Source organism: Sphingopyxis sp. SE2, from assembly GCF_032227185.1.
Classification (GTDB): Bacteria; Pseudomonadota; Alphaproteobacteria; order Sphingomonadales; family Sphingomonadaceae; genus Sphingopyxis.
The window spans coordinates 719,024-733,110 of record NZ_JAPMXW010000001.1; the positions used below are offsets into that span (position 1 = coordinate 719,024).

Below are 14,087 nucleotides of genomic sequence, written 5' to 3' on the forward strand. Positions count from 1 at the left end.
TGGACCCGTTCCTCCGGCGCGCGCTAATATTGACGCAGGTTAGTCATTTCGCCGCCGTCGCGGCGTTCGTCCGCATCCGGAAGAAGCGTTGCCGGACGCGGATTTCGCGCGCCAGCCCGGCGGGGAAGTCGGTCAGCGCCTTGAGCCCGGTCACCGTCGACAAATTATGGATCGATCCGCGCGTTTCCTTGGCCAGATGGCGCAGCGCCTCCTCGCGGCTCACTTCGCCGGTTTCGTGGACATGGCCAAGACGGTGGAGCGCATAGACGCCGAGCAGCGCCGACAGCAGGAAATAGAAGCCCCAATTGCTGAGGTTGAGCGATAGATAGGTGAAGACGCCATCGGGGCTCATCCAGCGCCCGACGAGTTCGAGCTGGCGGACCGCGAAAAAATCGGCGAGCGCGCCGCCGAGGATCGGCGCGCTTCCCGCCGCGACGGCGGTCACCACCGCACTCGCCGCGAGATAGGAGGCCGCCTCGCCGCGCGGCGACAGCTTGAGCGCGATGTTCGCCGTCGCGAGCGTCACGCCCGCCACCGCCGCGCCCATCAAGATATGCAGCGCGCCGAGCCAGGCGAGGCGAAAGTCTGTGTGGTCGATCTGCGACGCGCCCGCCATCGCGGCGATGCAGAGGATATAGGCGGGCGCCGCCACCAGCAGCACCGACTTGTTGGCGAAGCGGTCGGCGAGCGCCCCCCAGCTTTGAAGCGCGAGCGCATTGGCCAATTGGCTGGCGATCGACAACCCCATGACGATCGTCATGTCATAGCCCAGTTGGCGCACCAGATAGACAGTGAAGAAGGGTGTCGCGAAATTGACCGCGAATTGCCAGGTGCCGAGAAAGACGATCAGCCGCGCGAAATTGTGGTCGCGAAAGGGCGAGCGCAATCGCTCGATCAGGCCGATCGCCTTGGCGGGCGGGGCGGGAAGCTGTGGCTCGGGGAGCCGCGCGACGATCCAGGCGCTGATCAGCCCGGCGATGCAGCCGACCGCGTAAAGCGCCGCGAAGCTCCAGTCGCGCGCGCCGCCGCCCTCGGGCGTCGCTTCGAGCGCGACCGCCGCGGCGATGCCGGCAACGAGCGTCGTGACCGTCGCATAGACGGTTCGCCGCGCGAAAATGCGGCCCATCCGGTCTTCGGGCGCGAGGTCGCGAATCCAGCTGTTCCACGCGCAGCCGCCGATCGCGCCCATCGCGCAGAGGATGATCGTCGCGACGATCATGATCGGCAGTCCCAGCGCCCCCGCGAAGGGCGCGAGCGCCATCACGCCGAGCATCGTCCGTCCGAAGGCGCTCGAAAGCACTGCGATGCGCTTTCGCTCGCGGACCCGCTCGACCAATGCGATGGCGGGTATCTGCGCGAGCTGGGTGAGGAAGGGGATGGCGGCGAGCAGGCCGATCGTCGCATTGTTGGCGCCGAGGTGCAGCGCGAAGGCGGTCAGAACGACGCCCGTGGTCAGCGCGGCGGTGGTGTTGGAGAATAAGGCTTCGACGACGAGGCGCTTGAGCCCGGTTTCGAGCTCTGCGGGCTCGATCGTCGCCTGTGGGGATAACATCTGTACGGTTTCTCCTGCGGACCTTCAAAAGTCGGCGCATCGACGCATATGAAGGCGCAGGCGTTCCGGCTTTTCGCGGCCGCGCCCGGCCTCGACCACCTGAAAAGGTGGGGATCGCCCCCGAGGGGGGAAGAGGGACGATCCCCGAGGAGGAGAGGCGTGGGCCCCTTACTCAAACCGCCGCCCGGCTCAGGCGACCGTGGGCGCCTGCGGACGGTTGGGTTCGGCCATGGCGCCGTTCTCGCTGGTGCCGCTCGTCTCGCGGGCGAGATATTGCGCGGTCAGCGACGGCAGCATCGCCTCGAGATCGTCCGCAAAGCGTTCGTTCTCATCGGCCATCGCGCCGCAGAGCCGCTCGGTCTCGGTCTGACCTTCCTCGCCGGCACCGGCTGCGAGAACCCGGCCCGAACTGGCGAGCATGCGGGCGAAGGTCGTGGTCGCGAGCGCCGCCTTGACGACCTCGTCGCTGACGACGAGCCCGCTGAGGCTCTGGCCCCATGCGGTTGCCTGGCCGGTCGCATCCTTGACGAGCGAGGTGCTCGATCCGCGATCGGCGAGGCATTGGTCGATCGCGCGGGCGTGATTGTCGCAAAGCCCGGCCTGTTCGTTGAGGCGGCGGCTGAATTCGGGATAGTCGTCGTTGCGGCTGGCGGTGCCGCGCATCATCGTCGCGGCCTGCGCTTCGGCCGCATGCGCATCGCGCAGCCATTCGTCGATCCGCTGAGTCGTCGTGTCCATGATTTTGCTCCTTCGTGATTTACCTGAAGGAAGGCGCATGGCGTCCCATCGTTCCGGCGATCACTCGGTCTTTGACGCAGGTTAAAGCTTTCATGTCCGAAGGCGCGGCGATCATCATTCGTAACCGAGATTCTCATGCCCGTGCGGCTTCGCATGGCCCGCCTTGCGCAGATAGCGACGGTCGATCTCCTCGATCAGCGCGTCTGCGCGATCGCTGCCCGTGATGCGGATGAGTTCGTCGACCTTGGCCTCGAGCCGGTCGTCATTTTCCTTCGACGAAGGCGAGCCGACGTAGAGAAAATAGGCGAGGCCGACGACCTGCCACAACAGCTGGAGGAATTCCGATTGCCAGTTTTCGAGCGTATCGCGGCCCATCTCGATCAGATAGGAAGTGACCTCGGGCGTGCTTCCGTGCTGCTGCGTCTCGTCCACATAGGCAAACCGGCCGAAAATCCAGTGGCCGACGATTGAAACGAAAAAGAAGAGGCCCGTGATCCAGGCATAGGCATAACGTTTCATGGGAAGTCTCCTCAAGGTGCAGCGGGACAACGCGCGGGAGACAGAAATGCCGAAACCCTTTTACTGATCGAAATCAAGTTCGGGGTAAAATAGCGCTGCCATTATGATTATTATGCAAACCTGGTATAGTGCGCCGGGGGCTTCAGCCTGCCATCAACGAACATCTGGGGGGACGAAGGATCACCCAATGTCCGCCGATGCCGACCTGTTGCAATCGCTTTCCGATCTCATCGCCCGCGATGGCGAACCCGTCCGCCTCCGGCGCAGTCAATATATCGTTCGCCGCGGCGAGCGGCCGCATTCGCTGTTTTTGATCCATGAGGGCTGGGCGGCGCGCTACCGGATCTTGCGCGACGGACGTCGGCATATTTCGCAATTCTACACCCCCGGCGACGTGTGCGATAGCAGCTGGCTTCTGTCGGGCGAGGCGGGGCATTCGGTGCTGGCGCTCACCCCGCTGCGCGCGGTGGCGCTGGACCGCGAGGCCGCCGAGTTGCGCTTCGGCCGCGATGCCGAATTTTCGCGCCGCGTCGCGAGCGAGTCGCTGTCACGGCTCGAGGCGCAGGCCGAATGGATGGTGACGCTCGGCTGCAAGTCGGCGCGCGAGCGATTGGGGCAGCTGATCCTCGAACTTTACCTCCGCCTCGACCGCGCCGGCCGCGCCGCCGATTGGCGCTGCGAATTTCCCCTGTCGCAGCAGCACCTCGCCGATTTTACCGGGATGACGGCGGTCCATGTCTGCCGGACGCTGCGCGGCCTCAGACGCGAGCAACTCGCCCACGTTCACGGCCGCAAGCTGTCGATCCTCGACTTTCCGGCGCTCGCCCGCGCCTCGTCGTTCGAAAGCGGTTATCTGGCCTGCGCCTGAATCAGCGCGCGAGGCGGCTGCCGATCGCTCGGAGGCGGCGGTTCGGCGCACCGAGCGGCAGGGAGCGGGCAGGGGCGGTCACCTTCTTGTCGAAAAGCGCCGACGCCCGCGCGAGAAGCTGTTCGGCTTCACCGCCGTGCAGATAGCGCGCGTCGAAGGCGGCGACCCGCGCCAGCGCCTCGAAATCGGGAACGAACAGTCGCCGGTTGGCGATCTCGACGCATTGGCCGCGGCGCAGCTCGTGGAGCATCCGGTTGACATGCACGGGCGTCAGGCCGACCGCTTCGGCGATCTGCGCTTGCGTAGGCGGAAAGTCGCATTTTTGTCCCCGAACCCGGCCGCGCAGGCGTTCGCGTTCGAAAATCTCGCACAAAAGATGCGCCACCCGCTCGATCGCGACGCGCTGGCCGAGGCTCAGGACCCACTCATGCTGCCGCGATTTGGCGATGATTTCGCCGAGGCAGAGTATTTGGGCGAGATGGGGACAATCGACCAGGAGCCGTTCGATCTCGTCCCGGTCGATTTCGGCGACGGTCACCGTGCGAACGGCTCCGATCGAATGATCGGTGCGCAGCAGCGTGAAGAGATCGAGGTTGCAGACTTCGCCGGGCAGGATGAAGCCGAGAATTTGCCGCCGCCCGTCTTCAAGCTGCTTGTAGCGCTGCGCCCAGCCGGCCAGCACGACATGCAGCTTTTCCGGAACGGCGCCCTCGCGGACGAGATCGTCGTTTCGCGCATAATCGCGCGCATGGCGGACGAGGCTGGCTTCCCACCGCATGCGCTCGGCGGGCGGCGCCAGCCCGTTCAGCAGCTCGAAAAAAGGCATGGGCCTCTCCTCCGCGCGAAGCGGGTCCGCATGGCGTCCCGGGCCGTGATGTTTGCCTCAAACGGCAAGGGCCGGAGCTTTCGCTGTTCGAAGAAGCGGTGCCGTGCCGGCGACCCAAAAGGTTTCGGTCATCGCCTGATGGGCCAGATGAAAGGCAAGGATCGACTCGGCGCCGCAGTTGAGGTTGACGCCGCGCGGCGTAAGGCCGTCGAGGCAGCGTCCGCTCCGGACATCGCCGAGCGCGAGGCCGCGATCATTGTCGCCGAGAAACCAGCGCCACGCGATCTCGGCGCGCGCGCGCCAGACGGACAGACCGCTGAAGGCAAAGGCCGTCGCGCATGCGGCGACCGTCGCCCACGCCTCGATCGGTTGCTGATCGAAAGGCAGATATTCGCCCTGGCGCCCGAAACCTTCCGATCCCATCGGCCGGAAATGCCCGGCGGCCGCGGTCTGCTTGGCGCACAGCCAGTCGAGCGCGGCGAGCCCCGCCTCTTCGTGCGGAAGCGAGGGGAGGCGGCGGCCGGCGCGGATCAATGCTTCGGCCAGCCGGGCATTGTCATAGGCGAGCCCGGTCTCGAACCAGTCCCAGTCGGCGCGGCGGGCACTTTTCCAGAGTGCGGAAAGGAAGGCAGCGCCGCGCTCGACGATCGCGCGCGCCGCGGCGTTCCCGGGATCGCTTTCGAGCAGATGATCGGCGCCCAGCAGTGCGAAGGCGATGGCGCGCGGGCTCTTGAATTTCTGCGCCATCGGGGCGGCGCGCTCGAACCATCCGGCGGCCCAGCGGCGGAAATTGGCGTCGTGCGCCTTGGCCGCGCTGTGCCCGAGCGCCCACAGCGTGCGCCCGTTGCTGTCCTCTGAGCCCGCCTCTTCGAGCCAGCGGCGGTCATAACCCATGAAATTGCGAAAGCAGCCGTGCTCGGGGTTCCACGCATGCTGAACGAAGCTCGCAAAGGTCAGCATCCGCTGCTCGGCTTCGCCGCCGCCGACGCGCAGACCGTGCACGAACATCAGCGCGCGGGCATTATCGTCGATGCAATAGCCGTGATTGCGGTCGGGCACGATCTCGATGCCGTGCTGGAGGATGCCGACGTCGTCGCACATCGCCCACAGTCCGGCGAGCGCCGGTCCGCGGCGCGTCGCCGGGACGGCCGAAGTCCGAGCGATCGTCTCTGAAATGAGCGCGGCGAAGCGGTCGGCGACGACGCTCCAAGTGGTCTGCCGGCCCCGCGCATAGGCCCGCTGTTGCAGCGCACGTCGTTCCTCGGGGACGGCGAGAAGCAGCAGCACCGCTTCGGCGATCGCGTTGCTGTCGCAGCCGGGCAGGAGGATGCCGACATCGCTCTGGAGAAGTTCGCGGGCGTGGACGAACGGCGTCGAAACGACCGCGCGGCCGAGCGCAACCGCATAAGCCAGCGTGCCCGAGGTGATCTGCTGAAGATTGGGATAGGGCGCGAGGTAGATGTCGCAAAGCTCGATCTGGTCGAGCAGGTCGCCGCTGCCGAGGAAACGGTTGTCCCATGCGATATTTCCGGTAACGCCAAGCTCCTCGGCCAGCGCTTTCAGGCTGTCGCGATACGCTTCGCCCTCGGCGGCGATCAGATTGGGATGCGTCGCGCCGACGATGCGGTAGAGGATGTCGGGATATTGGGCGGCGATCGCGGGCAGCGCGCGGATGGCGGTTTCCAGTCCCTTGCCTGGCCCGATCAGCCCGAACGTCGACAATATCGGCCGGTCGCCGATCTTCAGCGTATCGCGTAGCGGCGACCGCGGGACGAACGGACGATCGGGCGTGCCATGCTCGATGACTTCGATCTGGGCGGCCTCGGCGCCATAAATGTCCATCAGCGCTCCGCGCCCGAATTCGCTCATCACGACCAGCTTCGACGCGCGAGCGACTAGCCGCGCCATCACGGCCCGCTGGTCGGCGCCGGGTTCTTCCAGCACCGTGTGAAGCGTGACGATCAGCGGCGCCGCGATCCGTTCGACGAGCTCGAGGATCATGTCGCCGGCCGGGCCGCCGAAAATGCCGAACTCGTGCTGCAACCAGACCGCGTCCGCTCCGCTTTCGTTGATGGCCTCGGCGGCGGCGCGATAGTTGGCGGCGTCCTGCTCGTCGATCGCCAGCCGCACATCGGGGTCGTCGGCGTCGCCGGCGCGGCCGCGCATCGCATAAATGTCGATGGCAAGGCCGGGCGTAGCGGTGCGAAGATGATCGAAGCTGTCGGCGGTGAACGTCGCGATGCCGCATTGGCGAGGGCGGAAGCAGCCGATCAGCGCCAGACGCCGCGCTTGAGGGGGCGTCTGGGTTTCGGCGGGAGGGGGAGGGATATCTTCTTCGGAAAGCTGGAAGAAAAACCGGTCTTCGCTGTCGTGCTTCATCGTCGATCCTTTAGTTACGTGCACGTCCGCTTGCTCGCACGGGTGCCCCGCGCGACCGGTTGGAGCCGAAAATCTGATCTTCACTTAGTCTTGCCAACGCGGACCGATGGCGCGAGTTGCCCGCCGCGCGTGTCCAGCAGCTCAAAATTCATCCAGGGTTAACCTAGGTTGCGAAATCGGCGCTCGCGCTTATTATTCAATCGAAGCTAGTCTACGACGAGCTGCCCGATTTCCCGCAGAACGGCGCCGGTGCTGAACGGTTTCGTCAGCCGAGGTACCGAACGAAAGCGTTCGGGCAGCGTGGCGCGATCGTAGCCGGTGAGGAAGAGGAAGGGCACGGCCCGATCCTTGAGCAGCTCGGCAACGGAATAGCAGTGTTCGCCGTTGAGATTGACGTCGAGCAGGGCGAGGTCGATGTGGTTTTCGCGCGCGGCTTTCATCGCCAGGACCAGATCGCAGAACGGACCCAATATCGTCGCACCCTCGGCTTCGAGCGCGCGGGCGAGATCGGCCGCGATGAAATATTCGTCCTCGACGATCAGAATATATTGTCCGACTAGCGAGCGCCCCATTGAACGACTTTCATCCCGCTGACGCCGCTCCGTCCTGCTCCCGTAGCGGTAAGGAAACAGAACAGCGCATCCCGCCGCCCAGAAATTCGACCTGGGTCTCTGCCCCTAGTCGATAGGGCAGCGCATCCATGATCAATTCCATTCCGAACCCGCGATAGGCGGGCCGAACGGGAACGGCGGGAACGCCCCGTTCGGTCCATGTAAGGTCGAGCAGGCGATCGCCGCTATAACCTATGTTGGTGGTCCAGCTTATGTTCAAATGGCCGCCCTGAACGCGAAGCGCCCCAAATTTGAGGGAATTCGTCGTGAGCTCGTGAAAGGCGAGCGCGAGCAATTCCGCCTGGACCGGGGTGAGCCCCACATCGGGGCCCTCGATCGAAAGCAGCGGGCCGTCCTGCACGCCGGCGCTGAGCAATTCGTCGCGGATCAGATTCTGCAGGTCGATCGACCCCGCGGAATGCTGCGTTAGGATCACCTGCGCGCGCGCCAGCGAGTCGAGCCGTCCGCGGAAATGTTCGGCGATTTCCTCGATCGGGCGCTCGCCTTCGACGGTTCGGGAGAAGACCGACCGTACCACCGTCAATATATTGCGCGCGCGGTGCTTCAGTTCGCCCACGAGCGTCCGCAATTGCGCCTCGCTTTCGCGTAGCGCTTGCTCGGCCTTCTTCCGCACCTCGATGTCCATGCTCATGCCGGTCCAGTTGCGGATGCTTCCATCCGCGGCGTGGAGCGGCACGGCGTACAGACGGCTCCAACGATATTCGCCTCCGTCGACCTGGAGACGCGCTTCGATGTCGATGCTGGATCCGCGCGCTACGGCGGCGCGCCACTGGCGCCGGACATCGCGGCGCTGGTCGGGATGGATCGCCCCGACCCACCCATGCTCCAGAAATTCCGCCAGCGATTGACCGGTGTGGCGGCGCCAGGCGGGGCTGTCGGAAACGACGATGCCGCGCGCATCGGTCTCCCACACGGCCCGCGCGATCCCGTCGACCAGCGCCTTCGCGGCGGCGGCCGATTTGCAAGCCATGTCGCGATCGAAAGCATGTTCGGTCATGATCGCATAACCCGTTTCCAGAATAATATCGCGAACACCATGGGAGCGGGCTTTGTCGGTCGCGGCTAGGCGCCTGTCCTTGCGCCGCGATCGTGCATTACGGCATCCTGAGAGTGAAGATAGAGGTCGCTGAAGTCGGCGAGATCGCGAAGACGGTCGAGATTGCCGATGCGAATGCGCCGCCCCGACCGTGCGACGGCCCCCGCGCGCTCCAATTCCTTCAGCGTTCGGTTGATATGCACGGGGGTGAGGCCGAGCAGGTCGGCGAGTTGTTCCTGCGTGACCGGAAGGTCGCTTTCGACCAGATTCGTGGCGCTGATCGCAAGGCGGTAATGGATTTCGCAGATGAGGTGGGCGAGCCGGGCGAGCGCGTTGCGCCGTCCGATGTTGAGCAACCATTCGCGGCCGATCGACGCTTCGACCAATATGTCGGTGACGATCGCCCGCGAGAGCGACGGACGCACCACGATCAACCGCTCGATCTCCCGGTTGGGAACGACCGCCAGTTCGACCGGGTTGAGCGCCTGAACCGTGTGGTCGGCCTGGGTGAGAAAAAGCGACTGGAAATCTAGCGGGTCGCCCGGAAGCTTGAGCGCGACGATCTGCCGGCCGCCGTCGCCGGTCATCTTGTGCCGATAGGCGAAACCCGACAGGAGGATCGGGCAAATGTCGCATCGCTCGCCTTCGCGAATGATGAAGCCGCCCGCGTCAAAACGGCGCAGCGTGAAGGGAAGCGCGGCGATCGCATTCTGATCGTCGGTCGACAGAAGGCTGTGGCTTAAAAGCTTCCTCAGCAGGAGGTCGAGGGCGCGGGGGGCAAGTTCGGGCGGCATCACAGAATCCCGGCTCGCAGGCCGGAGGGGTTGCTTAAGGCTTCGCTGCCCGATCGATGGCTTCTCATGATGTGTCCTTCGCGCGTTACAGCCAAAGGACGCACGCGCTCGCGCGAGAGTTGCGGTGGACAGACGGGGGCGGCCGACTTTTTCGGCCGCGCTTATCCCAGATCATATTCCAGCGGCTTTCGCAGCAGACCCGGCCGCCATGATCGCCGCGACCTTCTTTCGCAGCGCTCGTTCGGATGTCGCTGCGCTCCACAGGCGGCCATTCCGGTAGCGCACTCCGCCCCGCAGGAGCCGCTGCCCGAGCGCGATCCACGCCGTGACGGCGCGCTCCGCAACCCAGAGCGGCGCCCAGAGCGAAGCGCCGGGGGCGAAATATTTTCGGCCGCCACTCCTTCGCCGACCGATTTCAGCGGCCACGATCGCCGCAGCGGCCAGCGCGAATGCCAGCGGAATGCCGCAGATGACCAGCGCTGGCGCGATGGCGAGCTGCGCTGCGAAGCGCCGAGCGCGCGCCCATTCGTCATAGGCCTGACGAACGCGCTGCGAAAGAAAATGGCGGGCGTCTGGCGGACGGCGCGTGATGAACAGGCCGAGCGGCACCGCCTCTTGACCCTCCGCGGCCCTCACAGTGCGCACCAGTTCGAGATTTTCGAAAAGCACATCGCCCGAATAGCCGCCCGCGCTTCGCAGGACCGAGCGCCGGACGCCGAGCGTGCCCGGCCAGTCCCCCCCGGCGACGCGGCTGAGCAGGCTGCGCGCTGTGTCCCACTGCGCGTGCCAGGGCAGGGGACGGAAGTAGTTTTGCGGGCGCACGACGGCATGATCGTCGAGGAGGTCGAGCATCTGCTTCAGCTCAGCGCGGCGGTAGCGGACATCGTCGTCGGCAATGATGACCCGTTCGTGGGCCGCTTCATCGACGCCCGTCATCACGCCGCCGACCTTTCCGTTCGGCGTTCGCGCGGCGGGCGGGATGTGGCGGACGAAATCGCCCCATGCGCGGGCATGATCGGCAAAGACCTGCGGCGGCGAGCCGTCGACGACGATGACCTCATCGATCGTGCGTGACATGCGGGCGAGATAGCCGGCAAGAGCGCGCGCCTGCGACGTCTCGGCGGCGATCGGCAGAACATAACTGCCCGGTAGACCGGCGTCGCGAAGCGCGAAGGCGCGCGCAGCCGCGCTCATGGTTCAGCAGCCTCGATGGCGTAGTGGATCGGCTTGAACGTCCCGCCGCAACTGTCATAGGCCGAGCAGGCGGTGAGGCCGACGATCAGATCGGCGAGCGCGCGCAGCCGAATGAAATCCCCCGGCGCCGTCGTCGGCGGGTCCACCTTGATCCGGCCGTCGGCGCCGACGGGCACATTCATGAAGATATTGAACGCGGTCGGGATCGCGTCGGGCGCGATGCCATGCGGCATCAAGGCTTCGACCAGATTGCCGTGGCAGCCCCGATGAACGGGCTTTTCGGGATAGAAGTGGCGAAAGGTCGCCTCGCTGCACGGCGTCAGCAGGAAGTCGTGTACGCCCACGCTGTCCTCCACGATTTCGAGCATCGGACGCGAGCGGTTCGACCAGAGGCGATGGCCCGCGGTCAGCCGGATCGTCTCCTCATAATCGAAGGTCCGGCCGTTCGACAGCGCCTCGCGCGGGTCGGCGGCCATGAAGGCGACCATGTCGCTGACCTGGCCGCCTTTGGGGTCGATGACCTTCAGAATGTCGCCGTGGCGCATGGTCAGCGCGGCACCGCTGCGCGGAGGAATTTCGACCGTCATGGCTCGGCCCTTGGATCGCGGAACGGGCATGTCCAGCCCTCTTCGACCATGCGGCCGCTATATTGCGCGGCTTCGCTCGCCTCGCCATGACGCGCGAGCATCGGATTGATGCTGCCCGCCAGTTCGAGGTCGCGGGCAAGGATGCGCTCCCGCATCCGTTCATACCGTCCTTCGGCCCGCAGCTTCTCGAACTGGTTGTGCAGATTGAAGACGAGCGCCGGCCTGTCGAAGCGGCGGGCGGGTCGCGACGCCCGCGGGTGGAGGCCGATGACGAAAAAGGCCTCGCCACCGAAACTCAGCGAAAAATGGGCGTTGTCAGGCTCCGCGCAAACGCGCGAGTCATAGGGCATCCCCTTCCAGGCATCCTTGTCCGCCAGACTCTGAATCCGGGCCCATAGCGCCTCCTCGAAGGCCAGTTCGTCGAGGCGGCCGGGTTCGCGAAAGACGACCACGAGGCTTCGCAGCCCCGTGGGGTCGGCCTTGTAGGCGCGAGCCCAGCCCAGCAGCTCGCGGTGGATCTCCAGATCATCCCATCCGCTCGTAAGATCGCGAGCCTCCACCACCCGCAACATGTCGTTCGCGAGCGCCGACTTCGCGCCCACGCAGGGGAAACCGCGATCGCCAATGAATCGCTGAAGCTGGTCGCGGAGGGAGATAGAAGATCCGGTTTCGGGTAGCGTACTGACCATAGGCGAGCGAACGCGCGCGCTTTCACAATCGCTCCGTGGCGATTTCGCGGAAACTCATGTGCATCAATATTTCGGAATGTTTTCCGCTCTCCTGGTCGTCGATGGGGCGCTCGGGGATGCGGTCGATGGTCGGAACTTCCGAAGGCGCGGGGCGCTTGTCGCACATGCAGGTCTGCCGTTTCGACACCTCCTCGATCATCGACCGCGCCGGCTATGACGATGAGACGCGTCTTTTGTGCCTGCGCTTCCTCGATACCGGCTGCTATTTCTATTTCGAAGTTCCGCGCAGCCTGTTCGACGCGCTGTGCGCGGCGGACTCGGCCGGGCAGTTTTTCAACGAACATATCAAGGGGCGCTTCCGCTTCGAACGCGACCCGGACCAAAAGCGCTTCGGCCCTAGACGCCGCGCATGAGCCCAGGCACGAGCGGAGGAAGCTCGCGCGCGAGAAAGCCGATCGGGCCCATCATCTCCGACAGGCGGCGACCCGCTTCGCCGTGCAGCCAGATGCCCCAGGCGGCGGCTTGAAGCGGCGGCAGGCCCTGCGCGCCGAGCGAGGCGATCAGCCCTGCGAGAATATCGCCCGAGCCGCTAACCGCGAGGCCGAGACCGCCCCCGGCATAGCCGAGGCGCGTATCGCCCGCCATCAGATGGCTGGTCGCGCCCTTGACCATCACCGTGCAGCCGAAGCGCTCCACGGCGACCGCAAGGGCGCTCGCGGGGTCGCGGGCGACCTCCTCGCGGTCGAGGCCGAGGAGCCCCGCCAGTTCGCCTTCGTGCGGGGTGAGCACGACATGATCGCCGCGCGCGCGAATCGCCTCGGCATGATCAGCGGCGGCGCGTAGCGCAAAGGCGTCGAGCAGCAGAAACATCTCCGGGGGCAGAGACGGTAGCATCGCCGCGAGCAACTCGCGGACGATTTGCTGGTCGATCATTGCGGGACCGAAGAGGATCGCGTCGTGGTCCGCCATTTCATCAAGGATCAACTCGGCGCTCGCGGGCGAAATCTCGCCGCCCGGCGTTTCGGGAAGCGCAAGGACCGCGCAGGCCGGAAAGGCGACGCCGATCGGAATCGCGGCGGACTCGATCGTTGCGATGGTCACCTTGCCCGCGCCGGCGCGGAACGCGGCTTCGGCGGTCAGCAACATGCCGCCGGGCACGCGCCGGCATCCGCCGATAACCAGCACGCGGCCGCGGCCATTCTTGTCGACATGGTCGTGATGACCGGGTAGCGGGTTCGCCTTCAGCCAGGCGCTGTCGAGCGGAACGGTTTCAGCCACGCGCGGCGACCATCGCATCGGGCTCGCGCGTTACCGGAACGTCGTCCTTCATCGGCGCGGTGACGTTATAGCGCGAGAGGACGAGATTGCCGTCGCGGCCCGCCTCGGGATCGAAACGATATTCGGTGATCGCGCAGTTGGCGACGTCGGCTTCGCGGTCGATCGCCAATATTTCGGATTCGTCCAGATTCTCGATGATCGTGCGCAGACACAGGACGACAACCTGATGCGCGACGATCATCACGCGCCGTCCGCCATAGTGAAGTGAAACGGTGTCGAGCAGCGAACGCAGGCGGAGGATCACGTCGCACCAGCTCTCGCCGCCCGGCGGGCGGTGGTAGAATTTGCCGAGCAGCTTGCGGAACTCGGCCTGTTCGGGATGCGCGGCCTCGATGCCGAAACGGGTCAGGCCGTCGAGGATGCCGAACTCCTTTTCGCGAAGCCGCTCGTCGATGCAGATGCGCTCATCGGCGTCGCAGCCGCCCGCGGCCCGAAAGATTCTGGCGGTCTCCACCGCGCGAACATAGGGCGAAGCGAGCATGATCTGGGGGCGACCATGCTCTTGCCCCTCTGCAAACCATTCGCCGAGCGCGCGCGCCTGTTCGCGGCCAAGATTTGACAGCGGGACATCGACGTCGCGGTGGTCGAGCGCGATGCGAAGGTCGCGCGCGGCGTCGGCCGCATCGCGGGCGACGTTGCCGGCGCTTTGTCCATGGCGGACGATCCAGAGCGTCGAGGGCCAGCGCGGGGTCATGATCCGCTAACGCAACGGGGGCGCGGCGGGTTGCTTCGACCGTGCGGGCCCGGTGCAATCGGTGCAAATATATAGGACGACATAATCAGTGACTTGCCCGCCGCCGCGGACTTTCCTTCGCGATTCATGACCTAGGTTAGGGCATTGTTCCGGAGACCATATATGATGACAATCGACATCTGCGGTTCCACCCAGATCGGCTTTCCTGGCTCCGGCACTAGCCGCAGTTTCCCGTTGTTAC

General features: G+C 65.5%; 15 protein-coding genes. 2 read left to right on the forward strand and 13 right to left on the reverse strand.

Going from position 1 to position 14,087, the window contains the following annotated elements; all coding sequences use genetic code 11:
- Positions 1 to 43: 43 nt before the first annotated feature.
- From OVY29_RS03255 to OVY29_RS03265, 3 genes are all read right to left on the reverse strand, one after another.
- Positions 44 to 1,552: an MFS transporter gene (locus OVY29_RS03255; RefSeq protein ID WP_313910893.1), complete on the reverse strand. Its 1,509-nt coding sequence runs from the start codon at positions 1,550 to 1,552 to the stop codon at positions 44 to 46.
- Between the two features lie 189 nt (positions 1,553 to 1,741).
- Positions 1,742 to 2,290 (reverse strand): DUF892 family protein, encoded by a 549-nt coding sequence (locus OVY29_RS03260; RefSeq protein ID WP_313910894.1) that lies wholly within the window; start codon positions 2,288 to 2,290, stop codon positions 1,742 to 1,744.
- A gap of 114 nt (positions 2,291 to 2,404) precedes the next feature.
- On the reverse strand, positions 2,405 to 2,809 hold the full coding sequence (locus OVY29_RS03265) for a DUF6766 family protein (protein WP_313910895.1): 405 nt from the start codon (positions 2,807 to 2,809) through the stop codon (positions 2,405 to 2,407).
- 187 nt (positions 2,810 to 2,996) lie between these two features.
- Here OVY29_RS03265 and OVY29_RS03270 point away from each other — a divergent pair, with 187 nt between their 5' ends.
- Positions 2,997 to 3,677, forward strand: coding sequence for a Crp/Fnr family transcriptional regulator (locus OVY29_RS03270; RefSeq protein ID WP_313910896.1), 681 nt, complete (start codon positions 2,997 to 2,999; stop codon positions 3,675 to 3,677).
- Position 3,678: 1 nt separating this feature from the next.
- Here OVY29_RS03270 and OVY29_RS03275 read toward each other — a convergent pair whose 3' ends face one another.
- From OVY29_RS03275 to gntA, 8 genes are all read right to left on the reverse strand, one after another.
- Positions 3,679 to 4,503, reverse strand: coding sequence for a Crp/Fnr family transcriptional regulator (locus tag OVY29_RS03275; RefSeq protein ID WP_313910897.1), 825 nt, complete (start codon positions 4,501 to 4,503; stop codon positions 3,679 to 3,681).
- A gap of 57 nt (positions 4,504 to 4,560) precedes the next feature.
- On the reverse strand, positions 4,561 to 6,882 hold the full coding sequence (locus OVY29_RS03280; RefSeq protein WP_313910898.1) for a glycosyltransferase family 4 protein: 2,322 nt from the start codon (positions 6,880 to 6,882) through the stop codon (positions 4,561 to 4,563).
- A 206-nt stretch (positions 6,883 to 7,088) separates the two neighbouring features.
- Entirely contained in the window at positions 7,089 to 7,454 is a 366-nt protein-coding gene (locus OVY29_RS03285) for a response regulator (protein WP_313910899.1), read from the reverse strand.
- 10 nt (positions 7,455 to 7,464) lie between these two features.
- Positions 7,465 to 8,511 (reverse strand): sensor histidine kinase, encoded by a 1,047-nt coding sequence (locus OVY29_RS03290; protein ID WP_313910900.1) that lies wholly within the window; start codon positions 8,509 to 8,511, stop codon positions 7,465 to 7,467.
- Between the two features lie 65 nt (positions 8,512 to 8,576).
- Positions 8,577 to 9,344, reverse strand: a complete 768-nt coding sequence (locus OVY29_RS03295; RefSeq protein ID WP_313910901.1) for a Crp/Fnr family transcriptional regulator — start codon at positions 9,342 to 9,344, stop codon at positions 8,577 to 8,579.
- Positions 9,345 to 9,515: 171 nt separating this feature from the next.
- Positions 9,516 to 10,538: a glycosyltransferase family 2 protein gene (locus OVY29_RS03300; protein ID WP_313910902.1), complete on the reverse strand. Its 1,023-nt coding sequence runs from the start codon at positions 10,536 to 10,538 to the stop codon at positions 9,516 to 9,518.
- Complete coding sequence (locus tag OVY29_RS03305; protein ID WP_313910903.1) at positions 10,535 to 11,125, reverse strand: urea carboxylase-associated family protein; 591 nt, start codon at positions 11,123 to 11,125, stop codon at positions 10,535 to 10,537. Before OVY29_RS03305 ends, OVY29_RS03300 begins: the two co-directional genes overlap by 4 nt.
- Positions 11,122 to 11,814 (reverse strand): guanitoxin biosynthesis heme-dependent pre-guanitoxin N-hydroxylase GntA, encoded by a 693-nt coding sequence (gene gntA, locus OVY29_RS03310; RefSeq protein ID WP_313910904.1) that lies wholly within the window; start codon positions 11,812 to 11,814, stop codon positions 11,122 to 11,124. The genes OVY29_RS03305 and gntA overlap by 4 nt, the downstream gene beginning before the upstream one ends.
- Before the next feature lie 125 nt (positions 11,815 to 11,939).
- Here gntA and OVY29_RS03315 point away from each other — a divergent pair, with 125 nt between their 5' ends.
- Positions 11,940 to 12,227, forward strand: coding sequence for a KTSC domain-containing protein (locus tag OVY29_RS03315; RefSeq protein ID WP_235211595.1), 288 nt, complete (start codon positions 11,940 to 11,942; stop codon positions 12,225 to 12,227).
- On the opposite strand, the gene OVY29_RS03320 is transcribed toward OVY29_RS03315, so the two are convergent.
- The gene (locus OVY29_RS03320) at positions 12,211 to 13,092 is read right to left on the reverse strand and encodes an NAD(P)H-hydrate dehydratase (RefSeq protein ID WP_313910905.1); all 882 of its coding nucleotides are present in this window, start codon (positions 13,090 to 13,092) and stop codon (positions 12,211 to 12,213) included. The two genes, OVY29_RS03315 and OVY29_RS03320, sit on opposite strands and share 17 nt — an antisense overlap.
- Positions 13,085 to 13,846: a histidine phosphatase family protein gene (locus OVY29_RS03325; protein ID WP_037557125.1), complete on the reverse strand. Its 762-nt coding sequence runs from the start codon at positions 13,844 to 13,846 to the stop codon at positions 13,085 to 13,087. The genes OVY29_RS03320 and OVY29_RS03325 overlap by 8 nt, the downstream gene beginning before the upstream one ends.
- Positions 13,847 to 14,087 lie beyond the last annotated feature (241 nt).